Annotated in this window: 18 protein-coding genes and 3 riboswitches; of the genes, 2 read left to right on the forward strand and 16 right to left on the reverse strand. The window is 37.7% G+C overall.

The features are described from left to right. The 4 genes from LGT40_RS02905 to LGT40_RS02920 form a co-directional block, all read right to left on the reverse strand. Nucleotides 1-827 (reverse strand): glycosyltransferase family 2 protein (locus LGT40_RS02905; protein ID WP_226343154.1); only part of this gene is annotated, 827 nt, incomplete at its 3' end. 43 nt (nt 828-870) lie between these two features. Then, complete coding sequence (locus LGT40_RS02910) at nt 871-2,241, reverse strand: hypothetical protein (RefSeq protein ID WP_226073776.1); 1,371 nt, start codon at nt 2,239-2,241, stop codon at nt 871-873. A 92-nt stretch (nt 2,242-2,333) separates the two neighbouring features. After that, nucleotides 2,334-3,254, reverse strand: coding sequence for a glycosyltransferase (locus tag LGT40_RS02915; RefSeq protein ID WP_226073792.1), 921 nt, complete (start codon nt 3,252-3,254; stop codon nt 2,334-2,336). Further along, nucleotides 3,254-4,114 (reverse strand): sulfotransferase family protein, encoded by an 861-nt coding sequence (locus tag LGT40_RS02920; protein WP_226074134.1) that lies wholly within the window; start codon nt 4,112-4,114, stop codon nt 3,254-3,256. The genes LGT40_RS02915 and LGT40_RS02920 overlap by 1 nt, the downstream gene beginning before the upstream one ends. A 153-nt stretch (nt 4,115-4,267) precedes the next feature. Here LGT40_RS02920 and LGT40_RS02925 point away from each other — a divergent pair, with 153 nt between their 5' ends. Beyond that, a complete protein-coding gene (locus LGT40_RS02925) occupies nt 4,268-5,617 on the forward strand; it encodes an oligosaccharide flippase family protein (RefSeq protein ID WP_226073794.1) in 1,350 nt (449 codons plus the stop codon). Nucleotides 5,618-6,003: 386 nt separating this feature from the next. Then, nucleotides 6,004-7,287, forward strand: coding sequence for a polysaccharide pyruvyl transferase family protein (locus LGT40_RS02930; RefSeq protein ID WP_226073795.1), 1,284 nt, complete (start codon nt 6,004-6,006; stop codon nt 7,285-7,287). Nucleotides 7,288-7,365: 78 nt separating this feature from the next. Here the strand turns inward: LGT40_RS02930 and LGT40_RS02935 are convergent, their stop codons facing one another. The 12 genes from LGT40_RS02935 to LGT40_RS02990 all read right to left on the reverse strand — a co-directional run. After that, nucleotides 7,366-9,342, reverse strand: coding sequence for a right-handed parallel beta-helix repeat-containing protein (locus LGT40_RS02935; RefSeq protein WP_226073797.1), 1,977 nt, complete (start codon nt 9,340-9,342; stop codon nt 7,366-7,368). A 407-nt stretch (nt 9,343-9,749) separates the two neighbouring features. After that, the gene (locus LGT40_RS02940; RefSeq protein ID WP_226073806.1) at nt 9,750-10,541 is read right to left on the reverse strand and encodes an ExeA family protein; all 792 of its coding nucleotides are present in this window, start codon (nt 10,539-10,541) and stop codon (nt 9,750-9,752) included. A 102-nt stretch (nt 10,542-10,643) separates the two neighbouring features. Further along, nucleotides 10,644-11,483 carry a CpsD/CapB family tyrosine-protein kinase gene (locus LGT40_RS02945; RefSeq protein WP_226073815.1) on the reverse strand — a complete coding sequence of 280 codons (840 nt, stop codon included), beginning with the start codon at nt 11,481-11,483 and terminating at the stop codon, nt 10,644-10,646. A 32-nt stretch (nt 11,484-11,515) separates the two neighbouring features. Beyond that, the gene (locus LGT40_RS02950) at nt 11,516-13,282 is read right to left on the reverse strand and encodes a GumC family protein (protein ID WP_226073817.1); all 1,767 of its coding nucleotides are present in this window, start codon (nt 13,280-13,282) and stop codon (nt 11,516-11,518) included. A gap of 15 nt (nt 13,283-13,297) precedes the next feature. Then, on the reverse strand, nt 13,298-14,485 hold the full coding sequence (locus LGT40_RS02955) for an autotransporter domain-containing protein (RefSeq protein WP_226073819.1): 1,188 nt from the start codon (nt 14,483-14,485) through the stop codon (nt 13,298-13,300). A gap of 35 nt (nt 14,486-14,520) precedes the next feature. Then, nucleotides 14,521-15,072: a polysaccharide biosynthesis/export family protein gene (locus LGT40_RS02960; protein WP_226073821.1), complete on the reverse strand. Its 552-nt coding sequence runs from the start codon at nt 15,070-15,072 to the stop codon at nt 14,521-14,523. Between the two features lie 120 nt (nt 15,073-15,192). Beyond that, complete coding sequence (locus LGT40_RS02965; protein WP_226073823.1) at nt 15,193-15,699, reverse strand: hypothetical protein; 507 nt, start codon at nt 15,697-15,699, stop codon at nt 15,193-15,195. Nucleotides 15,700-15,728: 29 nt separating this feature from the next. After that, nucleotides 15,729-15,814: riboswitch (cyclic di-GMP riboswitch) on the reverse strand. A 262-nt stretch (nt 15,815-16,076) separates the two neighbouring features. Continuing rightward, complete coding sequence (locus tag LGT40_RS02970) at nt 16,077-16,598, reverse strand: hypothetical protein (protein ID WP_226073825.1); 522 nt, start codon at nt 16,596-16,598, stop codon at nt 16,077-16,079. 32 nt (nt 16,599-16,630) lie between these two features. Further along, nucleotides 16,631-16,716, reverse strand: a riboswitch (cyclic di-GMP riboswitch). A gap of 167 nt (nt 16,717-16,883) precedes the next feature. Further along, nucleotides 16,884-17,399 carry a hypothetical protein gene (locus LGT40_RS02975; RefSeq protein ID WP_226073827.1) on the reverse strand — a complete coding sequence of 172 codons (516 nt, stop codon included), beginning with the start codon at nt 17,397-17,399 and terminating at the stop codon, nt 16,884-16,886. Between the two features lie 26 nt (nt 17,400-17,425). Further along, nucleotides 17,426-17,511: riboswitch (cyclic di-GMP riboswitch) on the reverse strand. Between the two features lie 190 nt (nt 17,512-17,701). Further along, nucleotides 17,702-19,105, reverse strand: coding sequence for an undecaprenyl-phosphate glucose phosphotransferase (locus LGT40_RS02980; RefSeq protein WP_226073829.1), 1,404 nt, complete (start codon nt 19,103-19,105; stop codon nt 17,702-17,704). Nucleotides 19,106-19,139: 34 nt separating this feature from the next. Continuing rightward, nucleotides 19,140-20,540, reverse strand: a complete 1,401-nt coding sequence (locus tag LGT40_RS02985; RefSeq protein WP_226073830.1) for a mannose-1-phosphate guanylyltransferase/mannose-6-phosphate isomerase — start codon at nt 20,538-20,540, stop codon at nt 19,140-19,142. A 16-nt stretch (nt 20,541-20,556) separates the two neighbouring features. After that, nucleotides 20,557-21,105, reverse strand: a 549-nt coding sequence (locus LGT40_RS02990; protein ID WP_226343155.1) for an NAD-dependent epimerase/dehydratase family protein, incomplete at its 5' end; no start/stop codon positions are given.

Below are 21,105 nucleotides of genomic sequence, written 5' to 3' on the forward strand. Positions count from 1 at the left end.
TTTTTTTTATGCCAGTACCATGATTCAGATACAAGATGATTGATGATTTGATAATTTGAAGACCGCGGTTTGGTAAAGTCATTTGGTATTTCAGGAATTTCACCATCTTTTAAAGGATCACTACCTACATTTAACCTAGTCAAATGATATTCTCGAGCAATTTTTTCATAGAATTCTCTTTTACTATTGCTCTGATTGTGGGTAATTGAATGGTCATGAATTCTATAATTATAGAAATTTTCAGCCATAAAAAAAACAGAACCTTTTTCAGATATTCGAAGTTGAAGATCTATATCTTCTGCAGTTACAAAAAACGAGCGACAGCCGTTGATTTCTTTTAGAACGTCGGCTTTCACCATAAATGTTCCAAAATGGGTTCGAGTTATGGCACTCCTAAACTCTTCATCTAAAGCTTGTGAAATACTGTCGCGTTGAAACTGAACAAGATGATTACCTGCTTTATCAATTGATGAATACATACCACAAATTGAAACATAGTTTCTATTTTCCTCCATCCATTTGACTTGTGTTGCAATTCTTTCTAAAGGAAATAAATCATCGGCATCACAACGACAAACATATTTACCACTTGCTTTACTTAACCCTAAATTAAATGCATCAGAAATTCCAGTTCCAAAGCCATTTAAAATTTTAATTCTTTTATCATCAAAAGTCTTAATAGTAGCCACTGTGTTATCAGTAGATAAATCATTAATTATTATAAGTTCGAGGTTTATATAACTCTGCTGAAGAATTGAAAGGATACTCGTTACTATGAAATCCTCTGCATTTTTAGCTGGCATTATTACCGATACTAAGGCCGTCATAGTCGATTTCTCACTGTAATCTTTTCAAATAAGGTTTTGACTATCATTTCGTATTTAATATTATTTCGGATTTTTTAGTAGTGTTTTTCAAATCATAAATTCTACCCAGTAATGCTCCAATCAAAAGCCAATAAAGTGGGTTCAGAGAAGCATTCGGCATTTGGTCAACTAATATTAATGCAACAATCAATGCATGCGATGCTAAAAAAAATTGCTCATTATAAGATTTACTTTTTGCTGTTTTGTGATATTTATTTGCTAACCAAATAGGCGCAATGATAAACATAAATTGAGTTAAGTATCCAAACCAACCACTTGTGCCTAAGGTTATAATCCATTTCCCATCAGTTGTACTTAAATCTTCTCCTGTTATCTCATCACGAACCCGATTTCTTCCCCAACCTCCCCAGCCGAATAAAGATTTATCATTTGCATGATTTAGCAATCCTTCTTCATGTTCAAAACGATAGCCAAGTGATTCAGCACGCTCTGAACTTACAACATTGGCATATTCTAACAATGCGGTGTGAGGGAAAATCTTCATTGAACTCAACACAGGATACGCAATAAACATTGCAGCAATCAGAACTGTTCCTGAGTGAATGAGACGGTTGGGAGCAAAATAAATTGCTAACAAAGCAACTATTCCGAAAATCAAAGCAGCCAAACTTTTTGATAACAACAAGGTTACTAAAACTAACGTTAAGAGCATACCATTTGCGCCATAGCGAGAGAATTTAGTTTTGGTTTTTTTCATTGTAGCAAGCACAGTTACTCCAACCGCTAGAAAGAAAGCCACAAGTAAACCATGCCCCATAAATACAACTGCGCGAAAACCACCATCTCGATACTGTTGTTGCCACGAGTGGGGAAAAAAGCCATACAATGATCTATGAAGACTCGGGCTCATACGAATTTCGTAAAGCGCAAATAACGCGTAAATAACTGCAGCAATTGCAAAATATTTGAATAGTAATTGTTGATGTTCATAGCTTCGAAAGTATTTAAAACCAATAAGAAATGGTATGAAATACAAATAATTACCTATCGTATCTGACAGCCCATCATAAATAGTTAAACCCGGTAAATAATAATATCTTTCTGAATTAGTTAATGCTGTTAAAAAAGGTGAAATAACAAATCCAATGAATATTACTTTCAAAAATCCATCTAATTCACCATAGCCGAACCTCTTCTTATTTATAAGCATATAACCGATGAGGGTCATTGTTGTGACAGAAAATTTATCAAATGCAGGTATTCCAGGCAGGTCTACATTGAAACCCGCGGGAAGAAACATATAGGCTCCTAATAATCCTAGAAGTACACCAGATTGAAATCCATAGCGTTTTATCAAGACTAGAATTAAAATCGGCCAAATTATAATAGCTAGATACGCAATTGGATTAGGCATTAATAATTAACCTTGGATTATTTTATTTATAATATTTTGAGCTTAAGATAAAATCATTCTTAAACAGATAATTTATTCTTTTTGGCATATTACTAATTTTTAATTAATGTCAGTAACAACAATTTCCACCCATCAATACGCCAAGGAATCAAACGAATAGCTCTTTTGGCATATTTAATAGCTGCAGATTTGTTAGGATATTTATGCGCCCACCAACCAAACTTCATAGAAAATTGATATTTTGATGTAATATCATCAGATTGTCGCCACTCGTTTGTTGCCGTGTAAACACGGATTACCCCCCTTCTGATCCAGGCTTCTTCACAAGATTTACGAGTTGCTAGTCCTTGTCGTGTTTGGTTTTTTGCACTAATAGATGTATTTAAGTATCGATATTTCAATAAAGGCAGTGAAATATTGGCTAATTTTCCAATTTCTCCTATCCTGAGCCACAGATCGTAATCTTCTGCCATCTCAAATTCTTTACGATAGTTTCCAGCAGAATTAGCAATTGACTTTCTAAACATTACAGTAGGATGCTCAAGCGGACAATGTCCTGAAAGAAGCAATTCCTGAATTCTATCATTATCTGGCGGAGTAAATAATCGGGTTATCTCATCTCCATCATCATCGATAATAATTGGATCTGACCCTACACAAACTACTTCTTTAGATTTACTTAAGAAATCATATTGTATGGATAATCGCTCTGGAAGAGAAACGTCATCTGCATCCATCCTAGCGATAAATTCACTTTGAGCAATAGCTATGCCTTCGTTAAGACTATTAACTAAACCCTTATTTTCCCTAGAAATAACACGTATTCGACTGTCAGTATTTTTATAATGGTTGATGATTTTTTCACTGTCATCTGTTGAACCATCATTAATAATAATAAATTCAAATTCTTTATAAGTTTGGTTTAATATACTTTCAATTGCTTCGGGAAGGTAGGAGCCGCCATTAAACACAGCCATCACAACTGAAACCAAAGGTTTATGATCAATTGACATTAACGATTAACTCTCCCATTCCAGTTATACCCACATTGATGCATCATTTTCCGTGTGTAACGCCAAACAACAATTTTCTGATAAAAGCTTAAATCTGACTTCCATGTATCTATTTGACCCTTTCTGAAAAAACCTTGGGGCTCAATGTAAGAGATCTCCTGATTCAATGGAACCGAGCAATTAGTTTTTTTCGCTTTATCAAACTGGTGTTTAATTATAATTTGCTCCAGTTCATCTTTTTCAAAGTTTATTCCCGCAAATTCCATAACTTTTTTTAAAACAGCTAATGGTTCAACCATTAAATCCTCATAATGTACTTCCAGATAGTGTTGTGAATTTTGTGCGATCTTGGCTTCGCGTGCATACTTTACATGACGGTACCATTCTAACGCGGCTTTTTTGGTATCATTTGGAGCCCAATAATGCCCCCAACTTTTAGCTGCAGCTATCAAAGACGCAGTCACTGCGCGGCTATCTCTTATAATGTGAATAAATTTTGCGTTTGGTAAAAAGCGATTTATTTCATCAAGATATAATGCGTGAAAAGGTGTTTTATCTAGCAACAAAGATGCTTTTGGTTTTGCTTCTAATGACTTCTTAAATGTATTGATCCAAACTTGTTGCATCTGCTCATTAAAAGCATCTATTGTCCAATAAGTGGAAAGACCTACTCTTCTAGGATCCTCACGATCTGCAACCGATTTAAATGCCGGGTGAAAAATTGAATAAAAGTAAGATTCTTGTCCTCCACAAATTGATGGTGATTCCAGTAACATTTTTTGTAACCAGGTTGTTCCACTGCGAGGTGATCCAACAATGAGTAATGGTGCCAATAGGACTTTATTCTGATTTTCGTTCATTTCTGCCAAAATTTTGGTTCTCAACTGTTTAGATGTTTTATAGTGGTTAGACTTTAGTACACTATTGTATACGCAGCAATTTAATATCTAAGATTACATGAATTGATATAAGAAGCTTTTAGTTAATAACAATACAAGAATCTATCGCTCACCATGTCGAATGCTCCACTACAACCTAAAACACCTGAAAGATCACTCAAAAAATTAGCTGTAAATGGCTCAATTTGGACGCTTGGAGGATATGCTGCGGCACAAGCACTCCGGCTAGCCAGTAACGTTATATTAGCTAAATTATTATTTCCAGAGGCATTTGGATTGATGGTCTTAGTAACCATTTTTATGCAGGGAATTTCAATGTTTTCAGATATTGGAATTGGCCCTAGCATAATCCAAAATAAACGTGGGGATGACGCATCTTTTTTAAATACAGCATGGACCATCCAGGTCATAAGGGGTTTTGCGATTTGGATAATCGCATGTATTAGTGCTTACCCTTATGCGGCTATATATAACGAACCTTTACTTTCTTCCATGCTGCCGATAGCGGGTTTGACTGCTGTAATTGCTGGTTTTAATTCTACTTCACTTGCAACTTCGAATAGAAAACTTAATTTGGGCAAATTAACAATAATTGAATTTATAGCCCAAGCAATATCAATAATTGTAATGATTGGATGGGTATTAATTCATCCAACAGTTTGGGGATTAGTTGCAGGGGGCATTGTAAGTGCACTGGTGAAAATGTCCTTAAGTCACACATGGCTAGCTGATAAAAAAAACAAACTGTTTTGGGACAAAGATGCAGCTGGCCGACTCTTCAGATTTGGTCGTTGGATATTAGCAAGTACAGCATTAACTTTTTTCGCTAAGCAAATTGATAGAATGCTGTTGGGATTTTATTTAGGTACAGCAACTTTGGGGATTTATTCTATTGCAGTAATGTTTAAGGACACGGCTAACGCTTCTATACAGATGTTAGGTAGTAAAGTTTTATTCCCATCCTACTCTGAATTGGTTCGTAGTGGTGACGACAACCGCGTCTATAAAGCACTCAAAAAAACACGTTTGATAATGATTGTGGGTTCATGGGTTGTTTCGATTTTACTCATATTTTTGGGTCCCGTCATCATCGGCTATCTTTATGACGAACGATATAGTGATGCAATATGGATGATACAAATATTACCATTAGGTCCATTAGTTGGTGTGCTGTCATTAACTTATCAAAACATGTATTTAGCTAAAGGTCGTTCTGACTTCATTACATTAATACTGGTGCTACAGTTAATTCTCCAAACGTTTGTTATTATCGCTGGTTATTATTACTTTCAATTGTTAGGAGTAATAATTGGTTTAGCAATGATTGGCTGGTTGATTTACCCTATCAATGCCTATCTGATACACAAACTTAAACTTTGGCAACCAGGTATAGACATTACAGTGATAATGGCTGCAATAATTTTTACTCTAACGTATTTAAAGTTTATGAATTTTTTAATTTAAAACAGACAATTTCTTAGAAATATTAACGTAATGCTAAAACTAATTAAATTATTTTTTGTACAATAAACCTTGATTAGAGCTAACCGGCTTTGAGGTTACTTTTATGCTTGCTATTTCATGTTTTACTTTATAAGATTGTGCGGCAGCTCACACATTGAAATTAAATTGACCTTATTACCAGAATCGATAATTTCCAAACACCTCAAAGTATCTATCACCGCCTCATTTTTGCTGATGATTTATGGTCTTTGATTTTACAAGTTTATTTATTATTCTTATAAAGTTTTCACCGTCATCTCCTTAATTAAATTTAGACTTAACACAAGAAAATCGTAATTGATGTCTTATGTGTATTATTCACCACTTTTATATTGGTATTACAATTTATGAAATCAAACTTGAATATCTTAATTGATAATTCATCGTACGACCTTTTAAACTCTGGTGACATTGCAATGGCAAAAGTTTGTATCGAGCGTTTGCAAAAAAATGCACCTAATGCTTCTTTAAAAATGATCACCCAAGCTAACGACATACTCACTTATATATCACCAATAGCTCAGCCCGTGAATCTTTTTATAAAAAGAAAAGCCTGGTCACAAAAACGGAATATTTTTGGGCCAATATACAAACTGATACCAAGAGTGTTTCATCCTAATCTTGAAAGAGTCGAAAATAATATACGTCTTACATATCCTAAACTGATGACACGATGGATGTATCATCGCCTTCGTAAAAACCCCAAAAATGCTGAATTGATCAAACAGTATATTCAACATATTGACGAGGCTGATGTTGCTGTAGCAAGTGGTGGGGGATTCATGACTGATGCTTTCGAAGATCACGCGATAAATATCCTCGAATTATTATATCTAGTTAAACGGCAAGGTAAACCAGTCGCTATGTTTGGTCAGGGCGTTGGACCCGTTACTTCTCCTAAGTTGTTAGCAACGATGAAAAAGGTATTACCGACATTAGATATGATTTGTATACGCGAAAGCATCTCAGGTTTACAGCTATTACTCGATCTAGGCGTTTCAAAAGAGAGGATTGTCATTACAGGGGATGATGCCATTGAACTATCCAAAGCTGCGAGAAAAACAGCTTTAGGAAATAAGTTGGGTTTCAATGTTCGTGTTGCAAATTATGCCAATATTGACATAACACAGGATAAATCTGTGGGAAATATTATTAATGATTTTTCTAGTAGCCATAATACCTCGAGTATTGCAATTCCAATATCATGGTATCCACATGAAAAAGATTTAGAAAAAATTAACGAAATACTAAATATTGCGAATCATAATGAGCAACTCAGTTTTCAAAACATTGAAGGGTTAATGAGACAAGTGGCTGAGTGTCGACTAATTGTTACTGGTAGCTATCATGCTGGCGTATTTGCTTTATCACAAGGCATCCCTGTTATTGGCTTAGCTAGATCGCAATATTACGTGGACAAATTTAATGGTTTGTCTGGTATGTTTCCTTCAGGCGTGCAAGTCATATGTCTTGATAAATCAAGCTGGCAAGCCGATTTAAAAGAAGCACTTAGATATGCTTGGGATAATGCTGATGCGTTACGCGAAAATTTAATAAGTTTAGCTGACAATCAGATTGAACTAAGTAAAAAGGCCTATAGCGATTTTTTTAAACTCATCAACAATCAATAATTATTATTTAAATCAAGAAATGCAAAACAGAAGAGCCTAGCGCTGCCAGGCTCATTATTATTTTAGGATTAATGTATTTTATTTCATTAAACATCTGCCAGCTGCATAAGCTCTACATTCCGTTACATCTACCACTTTATTTTCTTCATATGATGCTTCGATAACATCTTTAAGTTTCACACTATATTTTGAGCTCTCAGTGTCAAGTTTCTGCAAATCTTCAGTTGTGTCTATTTTATCAGTTTCAACGGACACCATATTACTTGAAGTATCGCTCACAGGAGTAGTATATGAAATAACTTCATCTAATACTTTTAACTCATCATTAGATGTTGATGCAGTCTTTGATTTTGAAGAGCCACCACTTGAAGCACCACCACCGGCATTCTTGCTTGTTTTATTTTTATCCATGGATGAAGAGTTACCATCATAAGTTTGCTGTTCATTAAAAACTGTACTTGTCCCATTTATACCCGAATTTGGAGCATTTTTGGGATATAGTTGAACATTATCTGTAGATTCAATAATTAAATCTGTATTTTCATTCCCTGGTTTATTATTTGCTACTTCTTCGGTTTGGTTATCTTCTTGAACTGGAGTGTTATCGTTACTCTCTGGAGTCTGATTTATAGATTCTTCAATAGTCGGAGATTTATCAACAAATTCAAGTTCTTCTTCATCAGTTGGCTGTTCATTAGGAATTTCAGCCACCGGAAAATCATCCTGAAAAGCTTCCTCCTCATCGTTTGGCTCAATAATGCTGATACCATTATGTAATTGACATAGGTTATTTGAAGTGTCAGTTAATACATTCATACCTGATTTTTGAATGCAATCGTTTTTTGTATTGTTTGGTAATCTTATATCATTTCCCAACACTTCTATTTTGGAAGCACCACCAATTGATATTCCATACCCATTTAAATGGTTAAGAATTACTTTATTATTTTTAATCGAGATATTATTGGATTTTAATGTGTTTTCCTCTCTAACTGGAACTTTTATTCCCATTATTAGTACTTCGCCTTCATCAATAATTTCATTACCATGAATCACAGCGCCCTCACAAGAGGCACAGCCAATCCCTACATTTCCAACATTGATTAATTTGTTATTGAGAATTTTAACATTATAAAACGATTCATCTGTTTTAGAGTAACCAGGATCCACGCTTATACCCCAACAGTAACCTGATACCTTACCTAAGTCCTCTTTTACAATGTTATTTTCAATTGTAAGATCCGTGAATAAACCATGGACAACAAGAGATACCCCATAGCATTTACCATCAATTATAGTTGACCTGTAGAGTGTATTATTTCTTACAGTTATGTTTTCAGCATGAGACTTAGACCAAGCTAAATAAATGTTATGGTCCAATATTTTTTGACCAAAACCGTTATTTTCAAAGTAATTTCCTTCAATTAAACAGTCTTGACACGCCCCATGAAATCCGATTGAACGATTATTAATGATTGTATTATTTGTAACAACTAACCTATCGTTTATTCCATTTGTACCGGGATTTAATGTGTTAGCACCTGAAGAATGGATTCCAATTCTAAAACCTTCAATATGGAGGTTATCTAAAATCACATCATCTACATCATTGTAAAGAAAAACACCTTTACCTTTTGAGTTTTGCGCGATGATTGTAAGATTTTTTAGGTTGTAGCCTCCATCAGAATCGGCATTGCCACCTTCCTGAAAATTAAAAGCTGTTAAATCACCTGAAGCATTAAAAAGTGGCTTTGGTTTAGCAATATCACCATAATCCGCAATTGTACAAGGTTTGATTGCACCACAATTTTTATTATAGATACGTAGATCTGTTGTTATTGGAAAACGTCCTCCCCGACAAAAAAGAACATTACTTCCTGCAAACATCCCATTAAATGTGCTTATACCTTTATCAAAAGTTTTAAAAGGTGTCGCTTCAGACTTTCCATCATTCTCATCGTCGCCGGTATCACACACGTAGTAGTTTTGGGCTTGAGCGGTAGTACTGAATAATGCAAATAGGAACACTAGTAGAATTTTTTTGGAATTTGTCATAATCATCATCCCCCCGTTATAAAAATAGATGATACGAGTCAAATGATATGACTAATGATATAAAAGAATAGTGATTCGATTCACACATTCTGATATGCCCTAGATAAACGTAGAACGTTTGTGAGCCAATAAGCAAAAGTAAGCTTACTTCAAGGTAGGATTACCTTAACATAATTTTGAAGATTTATTTCAGATGGTAAGAATAAAATGCCCGGCGTTACCGCCGGGCCAAAAATCTCTGGGGGGCAGAGATTTTTTAAACTAAGATTTAAATATCATCTGATTAATCACCTCGATAATACTTGTTGGTGACGGCTAAATAATAAAGTTATCAATGCTCAATTAACGTGACATTATTCACATTTAGGAATGATATGCACCTAAAAAGAAATAATCCTAAATCACTTTTACTGGAGCTGTATGTTGTGCTGCTCTAATAACCATCCTCTGACCCTTTTAACATCAGGGTTATCAGACAAGTTTGAATGAACAATTCGCGTAGCCTTTTTATCACGAATCATCTCCATCAAGAGCGGGACATCTATTTCTTGTTTATCCTCGGCAAAAGCATATACCAAGGCAAAATCACATAAATTATTGATACGCCTTGGTATGCCTTCGCTGTAACAATAGATAACGGCACAGGCTTCATTAGAAAAGATCTTTTTCTGAGCACCCGCTACTTGTAAACGATATTCAATATAATTTTGCGTTTCAGGGTAGCTTAATGCTTTTAAATGGAACTCTACACCAATGCGTTGTGCAAATTGTTTCAACTCCGGCATGTTCAACTTTTCAATAAGTTCAGGTTGTCCCGTCAATACCAACTGCAGAAAGATATCTGAATCTATGTTCACATTGGATAACAATCTTAGCTCTTCGAGTGCTTGTAATGAGAGGTTTTGCGCTTCATCCACAATTAAAACAACTCTTCTACCCTGTGCGTGTTGTTCAACTACAAAATTAATATAATCACGATAACGCCCCGAATTGTCTGTAGATGTTGACTCTATATCGAGTGAATCAAGTACCCAAGTCATTAACTCACCAAATGATTCATGCGTGTTGTTTATCAATCCAATAACGCAGTCATCTTCAATTTTAGAGAGTAATGCACGAATCAATGTGGTTTTTCCAGCACCTATTTCCCCCGTCACTACTGTAAAGCCAGCATGACTCATCAAACCATATTCAAGCATTGTTAACGCTTTTTTATGGTTAGGACTTAAATAGAGAAAAGTCGGATCTGGGACCAGATTAAAGGGTTTATGTGTAAGACCAAAATGTTCTGTATACATGAATTAATAATTTTGATGTTCAGGGTGATGAGCGGCCTTATTCACAACTGTACCGATTAAATGTGAGCCTTCCAATAATTGCAGCGATTTTGTAATATTTGATTCGGTATTTTTACCGTCTTCCAACACCAATAATGTGCTGTCGAAATATCCAGCAGATAATAATACATCATCAGTTTGGAGCACCGGCGGCACATCAAAAATAATCATTCGTGAATCATATTGTGCTTTGATGTCAGCAACTAAGCTGGCCATTTTAGGACTGGATAGCAATTCTGCAGAATCTTCCGCTCTACCAAGTCCAGGTAAAATTACGAGACGTTTAACGCCAGGATTCATTAAAACTTCTGAGAGTTCATATTCTCCTGATAAATATTCCCGCAATCCCAGCGATGGTTTTAACCCAAAGTATTTGCTAATGCTTGGATTCCGTAAATCCATATCAACCAGCAATACTGTCTGATTTAGTTCCATTGCAATCGCTATTGCCAAATTTGCGGCAACTACAGACTTACCTTCGCCTGCTGTTGGTGAGGTAACGGCTAGTGTCTGCCAACGGTTACTACGCATTTTTTTAAGGACTTGGGTACGTAACATACGAAATACAGCAGATTGTGGATTATTATAAAAACCAGCAATTATCCGATTTTTTTCCAAAATATTATTCGGAACATCAACAACTTTTGTTTTTGAATATGAAATTGACTCTAATGCATTAGCTTCAAGTGGATCATCAACTTGTTGCGATAAACCAATCGGTTCATTTAAAACCCTTTTTTTAGCTAAAGGTTGCTGAGCATGTTTTTCTCTAGCTTTATCGAGCGCTTTTTGTATTCTATCCATATTAAATTACCAATCTGTTAATTTCGGGTGCTTTAAAGCAAGCTTAGCTTGTTAAGCAACTTGAACCAAAAAACTTCAAGATCCATGATCAAGAAATGGAACAACACAACGGCCGCGATGCCCAATAAAAACAAAATAAACACTAAACGATAAAGTAACTTACGACGTTTACTCTTCTCTGCTTCAGTCAAAATTAGAGGTATAACAACTAATGGCGGTTTACCGACGATCCGAGAAATATTTGTATAACCACGTACACCACCAAAAAACATCTCTATTAAGACAGCTAAGCCTACACCCGCCCCCATTGATGCAACAAAACCCATCGCTAAAAGTTTAGGACGATTTGGCTTTTCAGCCGAGTTTGGCACTTGTGGTGGTTCAATTAGAGTAAAGCTTTCACCTTTATTTTCAGATTCCAGGGTTTCTGCTAATTCGGCTTGCAATTGTTTTGCACGAAGCTGACGATACTGATTAAGTTTATTTTCATGATCACGTGTGAGATCCAGATATGCACGTTGAACTTGATTGGTTTTCACCACACGCTGTTCAAAATCAGCTAATTTTTCACGCAAAGATACTTGACGCTCACGCAACCGTGATATCTCACGTTGGGTCGCATCAATTTTAGCTTTCACTTCGATATATACAGGGTTTGTGCTGCCTGATGAAGCGGCTGGTGTTGATGCCGAGGTTTCAGCCGGCAACTCTGCCAGACGATTGTCAAGACGAGATACATTTGCTTCTTCGGCTTTTACATCGGGATGTTCTGATGAATACCGTTGTTTCAACGATTGTAGATTTGAACGAGCATCTTCCAATTGCATTTCGACAGATTGCCTCGGCGACATACTTTCACCAAGCTGTGCTGCTAAAGCATCCATTTCTCTTTTGACACGTTGCAAATCAGGATGATTTTCAGAATATTTACTTTGCATAGAACGGTATTCTGCCCGTAATTGTTCTAATGCAACTTGAGCATTTGAAGGCTGATTGGGCGATGTTGCACTCATACCTGCAGATGCCTCTCTGGGTATCATAGATAGTTGCAACCCCATCGTGGTGACTTGATCGCTTAACATCATTATTTGGTTTTCAGTAGCAGCAATTTCTTGCTGGGTACTTTGAACCATTGACAAATTGTATTGTAATAGATCTGGAAGACTATCACTGTATTCATCGCGGAATTCGGCAATCTCTCTTTCAGTTTGCTGGACTTCTTTTTGAAGACGGTCTCCCTCAAGTTTTAAAAATTGCGTGGTGTCTTCAGCTCGATCTGTTCTAGTTCGAACATTCTCGTTTAAGAACTCAGTCACTAACTCGTTGGCAACTTGTTGCGCTAATTGTGGTGACTTATCAAGGAACGAAACTCTAAAAGCAATACTCGCTCTTTTAGCACGACCACTTACAGGATCGGTAACATTCGCTTGAACAATATCAACACTGACATTTTCTTTGAATAATGAAACTATTGGAGCAGTTGAGGGCGTCTTTTGGCGTTCTTCAGGATATAAATTATATTTGTTAACGATTTGCATGACACGTGTAGTGGTCATTAATCGTTGTTTAATGACTTCGATGCGTTGATCAGCATAACTAGTAACTGTGGTTCGAATTAAATCTTGAGGTATTTCCTGTGATTCAATAAGAATTAAACCCTCAGATTTATAGGTGGCAGGCAAGCTATAAGTAACAATCGCTGTAGCGATCATGAGAATGATTGCCGGGATCAAAATCCAATACTTGCGGCGCCATACTATTTCCAAATAATCTCGGATGCCTTTTACTTCTTCTTCCATTATGATCTCTTTAATTTAGCGAGAAAAACGTAAACCGCTCCAGTCATAACCTATGGTCAAATAAACCATATTGCTATCGACTGCATCTACAGTTGAGCCTTTTTGTTCCCGGTATTGATAACCAAAACGTAATGTTAGGTCTTCTTCTAACTGCCACGCCAACGAGGGCGAGAATTGTAAATATTTTCTGTCTGTAGTGTTAATGCTGTCAGCTGTTTGAGTTTCTTGATAAGAAGTGTTGATATTAAACGAAAGAGTATCGCTTAGGTTTCTTTGCCAGCTTAAGCTTATCTTGTCTTGCTCGTTCACAACGCCTTCTCCCGAAGGGTTAAGAGATCGTCCTAAAGTGAAATTTACACTATTAATTTCACCTTCATAACTGGATGTAAAACTAAATAGCGAACCAGAGCTTTCATCTTTTAAAACTGGTCCAACTGCAGGAGTAATTTCATTTTCTAAAGTGCGATAACCTACTTGTCCCGAAAGTGACCATTTTTCCGTTAATAAGTAACTGCTAGTGACTGCAAAATTATAAGTATCATATTCAGATTTTTGAACTCCTGACGACTCATAATTAGCATATGTTAATGCTAAACCACCAGTTAAACGCTCTGTGATTGAATGCTGCCAACCACCCGTTAATGAATGTGTTGTGTTGTCGTTAAAGTTATTAACTCCAATGGGATTATCAATAGAATCAGCGTCTGAATAAGTTCGATCACTATAATTGTAGCTTCCGTATATGGAATCTTTCTCTGTTAATTGATAGCTATATGTAGGTGACACAGTAATAGTTTCAACCGTTGCATTTGAGGAGAAATTACCCGTATCTTCGTCAGCAATAGATCGTTGCGCTCGTTCAGAATATCCAGCTGAAAAGCCATAAACACTTCGTTCAGTATTCCAACTAGAAGAAAAGTTTGCAAAAGGATCTTCACGATCAAGATCTTTCAACTCAGTATAACGTTCAACTCTTAATCCACTTCTAAATGATAGGCTAGATGTTTCAGTAGCTCGAGTTAATATTAATGTAGGAGATATTTCTGTTTTAAAACTTCCCTCCTCTTCATCATTTAACAATTCATTGTCATTGTAGCTAAACGTTGGAGAGAAAGATGCCCCTAATATATACTCAGCCGCTACAAGTGAAGTTGATTGACTAACTAATGCTAAAACGGTGGGTAACATCACCTTATATTTCATGCTAACTCCATTCGGAAAAAATCATTTTCAGTTACTCAAGGTATGATAATGACGTCGCCGCTTTTTAACATTACATTAGATTCTAAAGATTGACCTTGTTTAATGCGAGCATAATGCACAGGGATAATTTGTTGTTTCTCGCCATTTCTACGAAGAATGATAATGTTATTCTCTTCAGCAAATGTATTTAAGCCACCAGCCAAACTAAGTGCTTGCATAGCATCTAAAGGTTGACTCATGGAAAAAGAACCAGGACGTAATACCTTACCTATGATGTGAATAGTATTGCCTGAGACTGCGTTTACAGTGACGTTTACGACCGGATCCGAAATATATTCTGATAACTTAGATTTCAACTCATTTTCAAGATCATATACAGATTTCCCTTGTGCATTCAATTGACCTGCGAGGGGAAAAGATACTGTTCCATCGGGTAAGACAACTACTTCACGTTGTAATGCTTCTTCATTCCAGACGGAAATTGAGAGTCGGTCACCAGCATTAAGTGTATATGCATCATCAGCATATATAGCAGATGAAATTAATAAAGTGGTAACGAAACAAAATGACTTGAGCAGCTTTTTCATGGGTCCTTCTCCGTGGCTATAAATTACTTTCAGAATTGATGATAACACTCTAATTTGCCAAAAAAAAGGGAGCCGTAGCTCCCTTCCTCTAAAACTAGCAATATTGTTAACTTTTAGGCCTTAAGCTGCAGCTACTTGAGCTCTACGACGTAAGCCGAAAAAGCCCATTAATGCTGGAGCAAATAACCATAATGCAGCTGGGATTGGTGTTTCTACACGCAGGTCATAATTGCTACCAGCGTTTGCAGATTCAATGAAAATACTAATTACATAATCAGTGGCTGCTTGTAAAACCCAAAAATAATCAACTACACCCAGTGAAGCAATAGACATAATAGTTGGTTCAACAGTGTTAACACCATCAAATACAGACACAGAAGTATTATCGGCTAAAGTGTTAAATGTCAAAGACAAATAACCACCTGAAGTTACATCTGTAGTTAATGTATATTTATCATCAACCGTTTCACCACCACCAACGCTGGAAGACCAGTTAGCTGTGACAACTTGACCAGAGCTAATTCCAACCGTACCAGCATTCGCAGCATCACCAACTAAAGTCAGTGTTGCGGCACTAGCATTTACAGAGAACAATAATGCAGCAAAGAACAGCATCGCTTTTTTCATAATAATTTCCTTTAAATTGAAAAATTAAGCAATGCAACCCAGCCATCTTCAAAGTGACCCATGAAGATCTGTAGCTTTCCGACCTTGCCTCACGACAAGTTTGGCTTTTATATAACGAGACAACATTGCCTCGCGCTTAGCGTCTTCCAGAAACATCTCTCAGAAGTACGACTGCAATTTATCAATCCAAAACAATTTATGTAATTGTACTATGGTACTAATCGAAGACATTATTTTGATCTGGTTCACATTAATTAAAGGAAACTCCCCCAGTGGAATACATTAAAACTGTAGAGGTTTCACTTAATTACTGTTCATGAAAAAGGGAACATGAGTTCCCTTTTTCATATCAATATTAACTATTAATCTTTTACTATTTATGCAACAGCATTTTTTGCTTTACGGCGTAAACCGAAAAAGCCTAATAATGCTGGAGCAAATAACCATAATGCTGCTGGAACAGGCACTTCACTTACGCCACTATCCAGACGTAGGTCATAGTTACTTCCGGCAGCGCCACGGCCAATCATTACACTGATTACATAGTCCGTTGCAGCTTCTAATATCCAAGAATATTCCACGACACCTAATGAACCAATTCTAACGACATCTAAAACAGTAGTTTTAATACCATCAAAAATTGATACTGAAGTACTAGGAATTAAAGGATTGAAAGTTAAAGATAATGTTCCAGCTGTAGCAACATCACTTGAAGCAGTGAATGAATCACTGATTGTTGCTCCACCTGTGCCATTTGAGCTCCAGCTAGCGGTAACAACATCACCAGAACCAGTTACAACTGATCCTTTATTGGTACCTGCGCCAACTAAATTTAACGAAGCTGCACTAGCATTAAGCGAGAACAACATGGCTGCAAAAAATAGCATCGTTTTTTTCATGAGAGTTTCCTTTGGTTATGAAAAAATTAAAACAATGCAACCCGGCCATCTTCAATGTTTTTTCTAAAGATCCGTGGCTTTCCGCCCCTACTTCGCAGTAGGTTTGGCAAGTTGTTTTACAACAACTTTTTCTCAGTGTTCACTGAGAAACCTTTTTTGAATGATAAGAGGTTTTATCAAACTGAAATTAAAATATACTGAATTTTTGTTTCATTTTACTTACAGTGAAAAGGAAGCCTGAGCTTCCTTTTCGGGTCAAACTAACAAATTATTAACTTGTGGAAATTAAGCTGCTGCCAACTTGTTTGCTTTACGGCGAAAGCCTAAAAAGCCAATTAGTGCAGGAGCAAATAACCATAAGGCTGCCGGTAATGGAACTTCGCTGGTTGCTATGCGCAAATCATAGTTACTACCAGTAAGGGCACTACCGATAAAGATATTAACGACGTATTCAGTGGCTGCATCCAGTAACCATGTGTATTCAAGAATGCCCAGTGAACCAATTTTTAATACGCTTAAACCAATAATATCTGTACCGTCAAAAATTGAAACTGAAGTGGTTGGCGCTAATGGGTTAAATGTTAAAGATAATATTGCAGATGTTGCTGTATCACTTGTAAGCGTGAAAGAATCAAAAACTGTAGCGCCTTTTGACAATGATGAAGTTGCTGCAGTAACTGTACTTCCAGATGCAAGACCAACGGTACCAGTGTTACCTACACCACCGGCTAAATCCAATGATGCTGCACTAACGTTAAAAGATAATAACAAGGCTGCAAAAAATAGCATCGTTTTTTTCATGATAAGTTCCTTTATGAAAAATTTCACAATGCAACCCGGCCATCTTCAAAATATTCCCTAAAGATCCGTGGCTTTCCGACCTTACCTCGCGGTAAGTTTGGCTGATTATCGGGGACAACATTGAACCCGAGGAGATAGACTCTCAGAAACTTCTCTTAATTCATTATTCTCGTATTCAACTTATCTAGCGTTAGACAACTAAACTTGAGAAAAGAAATTACCTTGAGTTTCAATCGAGAAAAGAGTCTCAATATCTAATCGACATTGACAGCGATGTCAGTTCGAAAATTTGAGCTCCGTGGTTAATATACATCTTTTCCAACAAAACCTCTACTAATCGTTAATAAAATAATTTTCAGATCCAGAAGCAATGTCCAGGTTTGAATATATTGAAGATCGTACTTCACCCGACCTTCCATTTTATCCAGCGTGTCGGTCTCACCGCGAAAGCCGTTAATCTGTGCCAGGCCAGTGATCCCGGGTTTCACTTTATGCCTAAGCATGTAACCCTGAATCTTTGCACGGTATTCTTCATTATGAGCAACAGCGTGTGGTCTTGGCCCTACAATAGACATCGATCCGCCCAACGAATTAAAAAACTGCGGTAATTCGTCAAGTGATGTTTTTCGTAATATGCCGCCAAAGTGAGTGATGCGTTGATCATTCTTTTTCGCCTGGATGACTTTATCGCCGTCTTCCGCCACGGTCATGGTACGAAACTTCCATACTTTGATCTTTTCGCCATCCATACCGTAACGCGTCTGTTTGAAAAACACCGGGCCTTTGGAGGTCGCCTTGATACCAATGGCGATTAACAGCATCGGAACAGCGATCACGCAAAGTATTATTAAACTTAACACCACATCTTCAATTCGTTTGATCATGCTATCGATACCGGCAAACGGCGTTTCATAAATACTGATTGCCGTTATCCCTTGATAATCCACCCAGCGCGAATTCAACAGATTAAATGTGAACAGATCGGGTACCAGATAGACTGACGCTGTGGTATCGGCCAGCTTTTCAGTCATCAGACGAATGCGCGCTTCTGCCGCCAGGGATAAGGTGATAAACACAATATCGATTTTACCGGTACGACAATCAGCGATAAGTTCTTCAATGGTGCCCACGACAATGGCTTTGCCTTCCTCTAATCGTCGATTTGGCGCCGGTTTACGATCATCATAAAACCCTGAGAATCGATAGCCGGTCCACTCCATATCATCAAAAGATTTTTCCAGCCGGTAACCCAGTTCGGTGGCGCCAACAATTGCCACGCGGCGAGTGTTTAGGCCTTTTGAGCGCATGATACCTAACACCATTCGTACAATGGCATGCCAGGAAATCAGCTCTATTGGCGTTGCAATAAACCAGATCAGCAGGAAAGGTGCGGCATATGTCTGCTCATTAATCACCACGAGCTCAATAACCACAAGGACAGCAATACTGGTGCCCCAGGAAAATAACACTGCGGTGACTTCATCTCGCAGATAAGTCCCCCGCCATGATCGGTATGCATCTTGCGATTCAGCAAAAAAGTGAAACAGGATAATGGCAAATAATAATGACCATACGTGTTTGGGTTGCCATTCAATGGCAAACAAATCCATCAGCGCCAAAAATGTCACTAAAATGATGGCACTGTCTATCAACCTGGAAATAGCGTTGATCTTTGAATCGTAATGTCTGATTTTACCTTGAGCCATATAGTGTCCCGCAGAACCTCAATTGTTGATTTTATTATTGACGGTTATAACTGTCCTGAAGGCGAACGATGTCATCTTCTTCCAAATAGCTCCCTGACTGCACTTCAACAATTTCAAGTGGCACACGCCCAGGGTTACGTAAACGGTGCACACTGCCTAGCGGAATAAAAGTTGATTCATTTTCACCGAGTAATATCACTTCATCATTTCGGGTGACTTCAGCTGTTCCGCTCACCACCACCCAGTGCTCAGCACGGTGATAATGCATCTGTAATGAGAGTGCCGCACCAGGATTAACGGTAATACGTTTCACCTGAAACCGTTCGCCAATATCCACAGAATCATAACTGCCCCAGGGGCGATAACATTTACGGTGGGTATGGACTTCTTTGCGATCCTGCTGACTCAGCGCCTCGACAATATTCTTTACATTTTGTGCCTGATCTTTGTGTGCCACCATAATGGCATCGTGGGTTTCCACTACCACGACATCATCCAACCCCAGTACCGTCACCAGCCGGTTCTCACTGTGTATATAGGAGTTGTGAACCGAATCAATCATCACGTCGCCGATTAACACATTCTTGTTTTCATCTTGTGGAAAGGTTTCCCAAAGCGATGACCATGACCCCACATCACTCCAGCCGGCATCTAGCGGCACCACCATCGCTTTGCTGGTTTTTTCCATCACCGCATAATCAATTGAATCACTTGGAGATTGCTCAAAAGCGTCGGCATCAATCCGGATGAAGTCCAAATCGGTAACGGATTTTTCAAGTGCGGCTTTACAGGCACTGACCATCTCCGGTGAAAATTTTTGTAATTCATTTATATAAGTTGACGCCTTAAACAGGAACATACCGCTGTTCCAGAAAAAATTGCCGGCAGCCACGTAGGATTCAGCCGTCGCAAGATCCGGTTTTTCGATAAAACGTTTCACATCACTCGGCACATCATTTTCAACAGCTTCAATATAACCATATCCGGTATGGGCAGATTGTGGCTGAATGCCGAAGGTGACTAATTTGTCTTGTTCAGCAAGTTTTTTAGCCTGCTCAATAGCCAGATGAAAAGCAGAGACATTGTGAATAACGTGATCGGCGGCTAACACTAACAATAATGGATCGTTACCCGTGTTTAAGGCTCTTAAAGCGGCCAAAGCAATCGCCGGCGCAGTGTTGCGGGCACAAGGTTCCAAAATAATATCTTCGGCGTTGAGATCAATTTCCTGTAATTGTTCTGCCACCATAAAACGATGATCTGTGTTGCACACAATAAGCGGCTCAGAAAGGTCTTCCAGACCACTTAATCTCGTCAATGTATTTTGAAATAAGGAAAACTCACCAAACAATGATAAAAACTGTTTCGGTTTATTTTTTCTTGATAATGGCCACAATCGTGTTCCCGTTCCACCAGAAATTATCACAGGTATCATTTCAAGCTATCCTTAATTAGAACTTTTCATTTTGATGCCACGTCCAGGCCGTTGCAATAATTGATTCAATATCGGTATAGGCAGGTTGCCAGCCTAAGACTTGTCTGGCTCTTGTCGAGTCTGCCACTAACGTCGACGGGTCACCTGCTCTGGGTGGTTCAATCGAATAAGCAATATCCTGTTGCACCACATTTTTAGCTGCTTCAATCACTTGAAAGACACTAAACCCATTGCCATTTCCCAGATTGAAAGCAAATGCTCCGTCATTTTGCTGCAAATATTCTCCGGCCAGAATGTGTGCCGAAGCCAGATCGTTGACATGAATATAATCACGAATACAGGTTCCATCCGGTGTTGGATAATTATCACCAAACACTTTTAATCCTGACGTTTTGCCAGCGATGGCGGATTTAAGAATATTAGGAATTAAATGTGTTTCAGGCTCATGACGCTCACCAATCTCACCGTCAGGATCTGCACCACAGGCATTAAAATAACGTAATGCAACGGACTTTATACCATATGCATGATGGTAGTCACCTAATACATCCTCAACCATTTTTTT

It is taken from the genome of Methylophaga pinxianii, assembly GCF_020447225.1.
In the GTDB taxonomy this organism is placed as follows: Bacteria; Pseudomonadota; Gammaproteobacteria; order Nitrosococcales; family Methylophagaceae; genus Methylophaga; species Methylophaga pinxianii.

Coding starts and splice junctions, on each gene's coding strand:
- LGT40_RS02920 (WP_226074134.1), bottom strand. CDS start 4,114: ATGAACGAAAATCAGAATAAAGTCCTATTGGCACCATTACTCATTGTT.
- LGT40_RS02975 (WP_226073827.1), bottom strand. CDS start 17,399: ATGAAAAAAACGATGCTATTTTTTGCAGCCTTGTTATTATCTTTTAAC.
- LGT40_RS02950 (WP_226073817.1), bottom strand. CDS start 13,282: ATGGAAGAAGAAGTAAAAGGCATCCGAGATTATTTGGAAATAGTATGG.
- LGT40_RS02945 (WP_226073815.1), bottom strand. CDS start 11,483: ATGGATAGAATACAAAAAGCGCTCGATAAAGCTAGAGAAAAACATGCT.
- LGT40_RS02980 (WP_226073829.1), bottom strand. CDS start 19,105: ATGGCTCAAGGTAAAATCAGACATTACGATTCAAAGATCAACGCTATT.
- LGT40_RS02955 (WP_226073819.1), bottom strand. CDS start 14,485: ATGAAATATAAGGTGATGTTACCCACCGTTTTAGCATTAGTTAGTCAA.
- LGT40_RS02910 (WP_226073776.1), bottom strand. CDS start 2,241: ATGCCTAATCCAATTGCGTATCTAGCTATTATAATTTGGCCGATTTTA.
- LGT40_RS02970 (WP_226073825.1), bottom strand. CDS start 16,598: ATGAAAAAAACGATGCTATTTTTTGCAGCCATGTTGTTCTCGCTTAAT.
- LGT40_RS02965 (WP_226073823.1), bottom strand. CDS start 15,699: ATGAAAAAAGCGATGCTGTTCTTTGCTGCATTATTGTTCTCTGTAAAT.
- LGT40_RS02915 (WP_226073792.1), bottom strand. CDS start 3,254: ATGTCAATTGATCATAAACCTTTGGTTTCAGTTGTGATGGCTGTGTTT.
- LGT40_RS02935 (WP_226073797.1), bottom strand. CDS start 9,342: ATGACAAATTCCAAAAAAATTCTACTAGTGTTCCTATTTGCATTATTC.
- LGT40_RS02930 (WP_226073795.1), top strand. CDS start 6,004: ATGAAATCAAACTTGAATATCTTAATTGATAATTCATCGTACGACCTT.
- LGT40_RS02925 (WP_226073794.1), top strand. CDS start 4,268: ATGTCGAATGCTCCACTACAACCTAAAACACCTGAAAGATCACTCAAA.
- LGT40_RS02985 (WP_226073830.1), bottom strand. CDS start 20,540: ATGATACCTGTGATAATTTCTGGTGGAACGGGAACACGATTGTGGCCA.
- LGT40_RS02960 (WP_226073821.1), bottom strand. CDS start 15,072: ATGAAAAAGCTGCTCAAGTCATTTTGTTTCGTTACCACTTTATTAATT.
- LGT40_RS02940 (WP_226073806.1), bottom strand. CDS start 10,541: ATGCTTGAATATGGTTTGATGAGTCATGCTGGCTTTACAGTAGTGACG.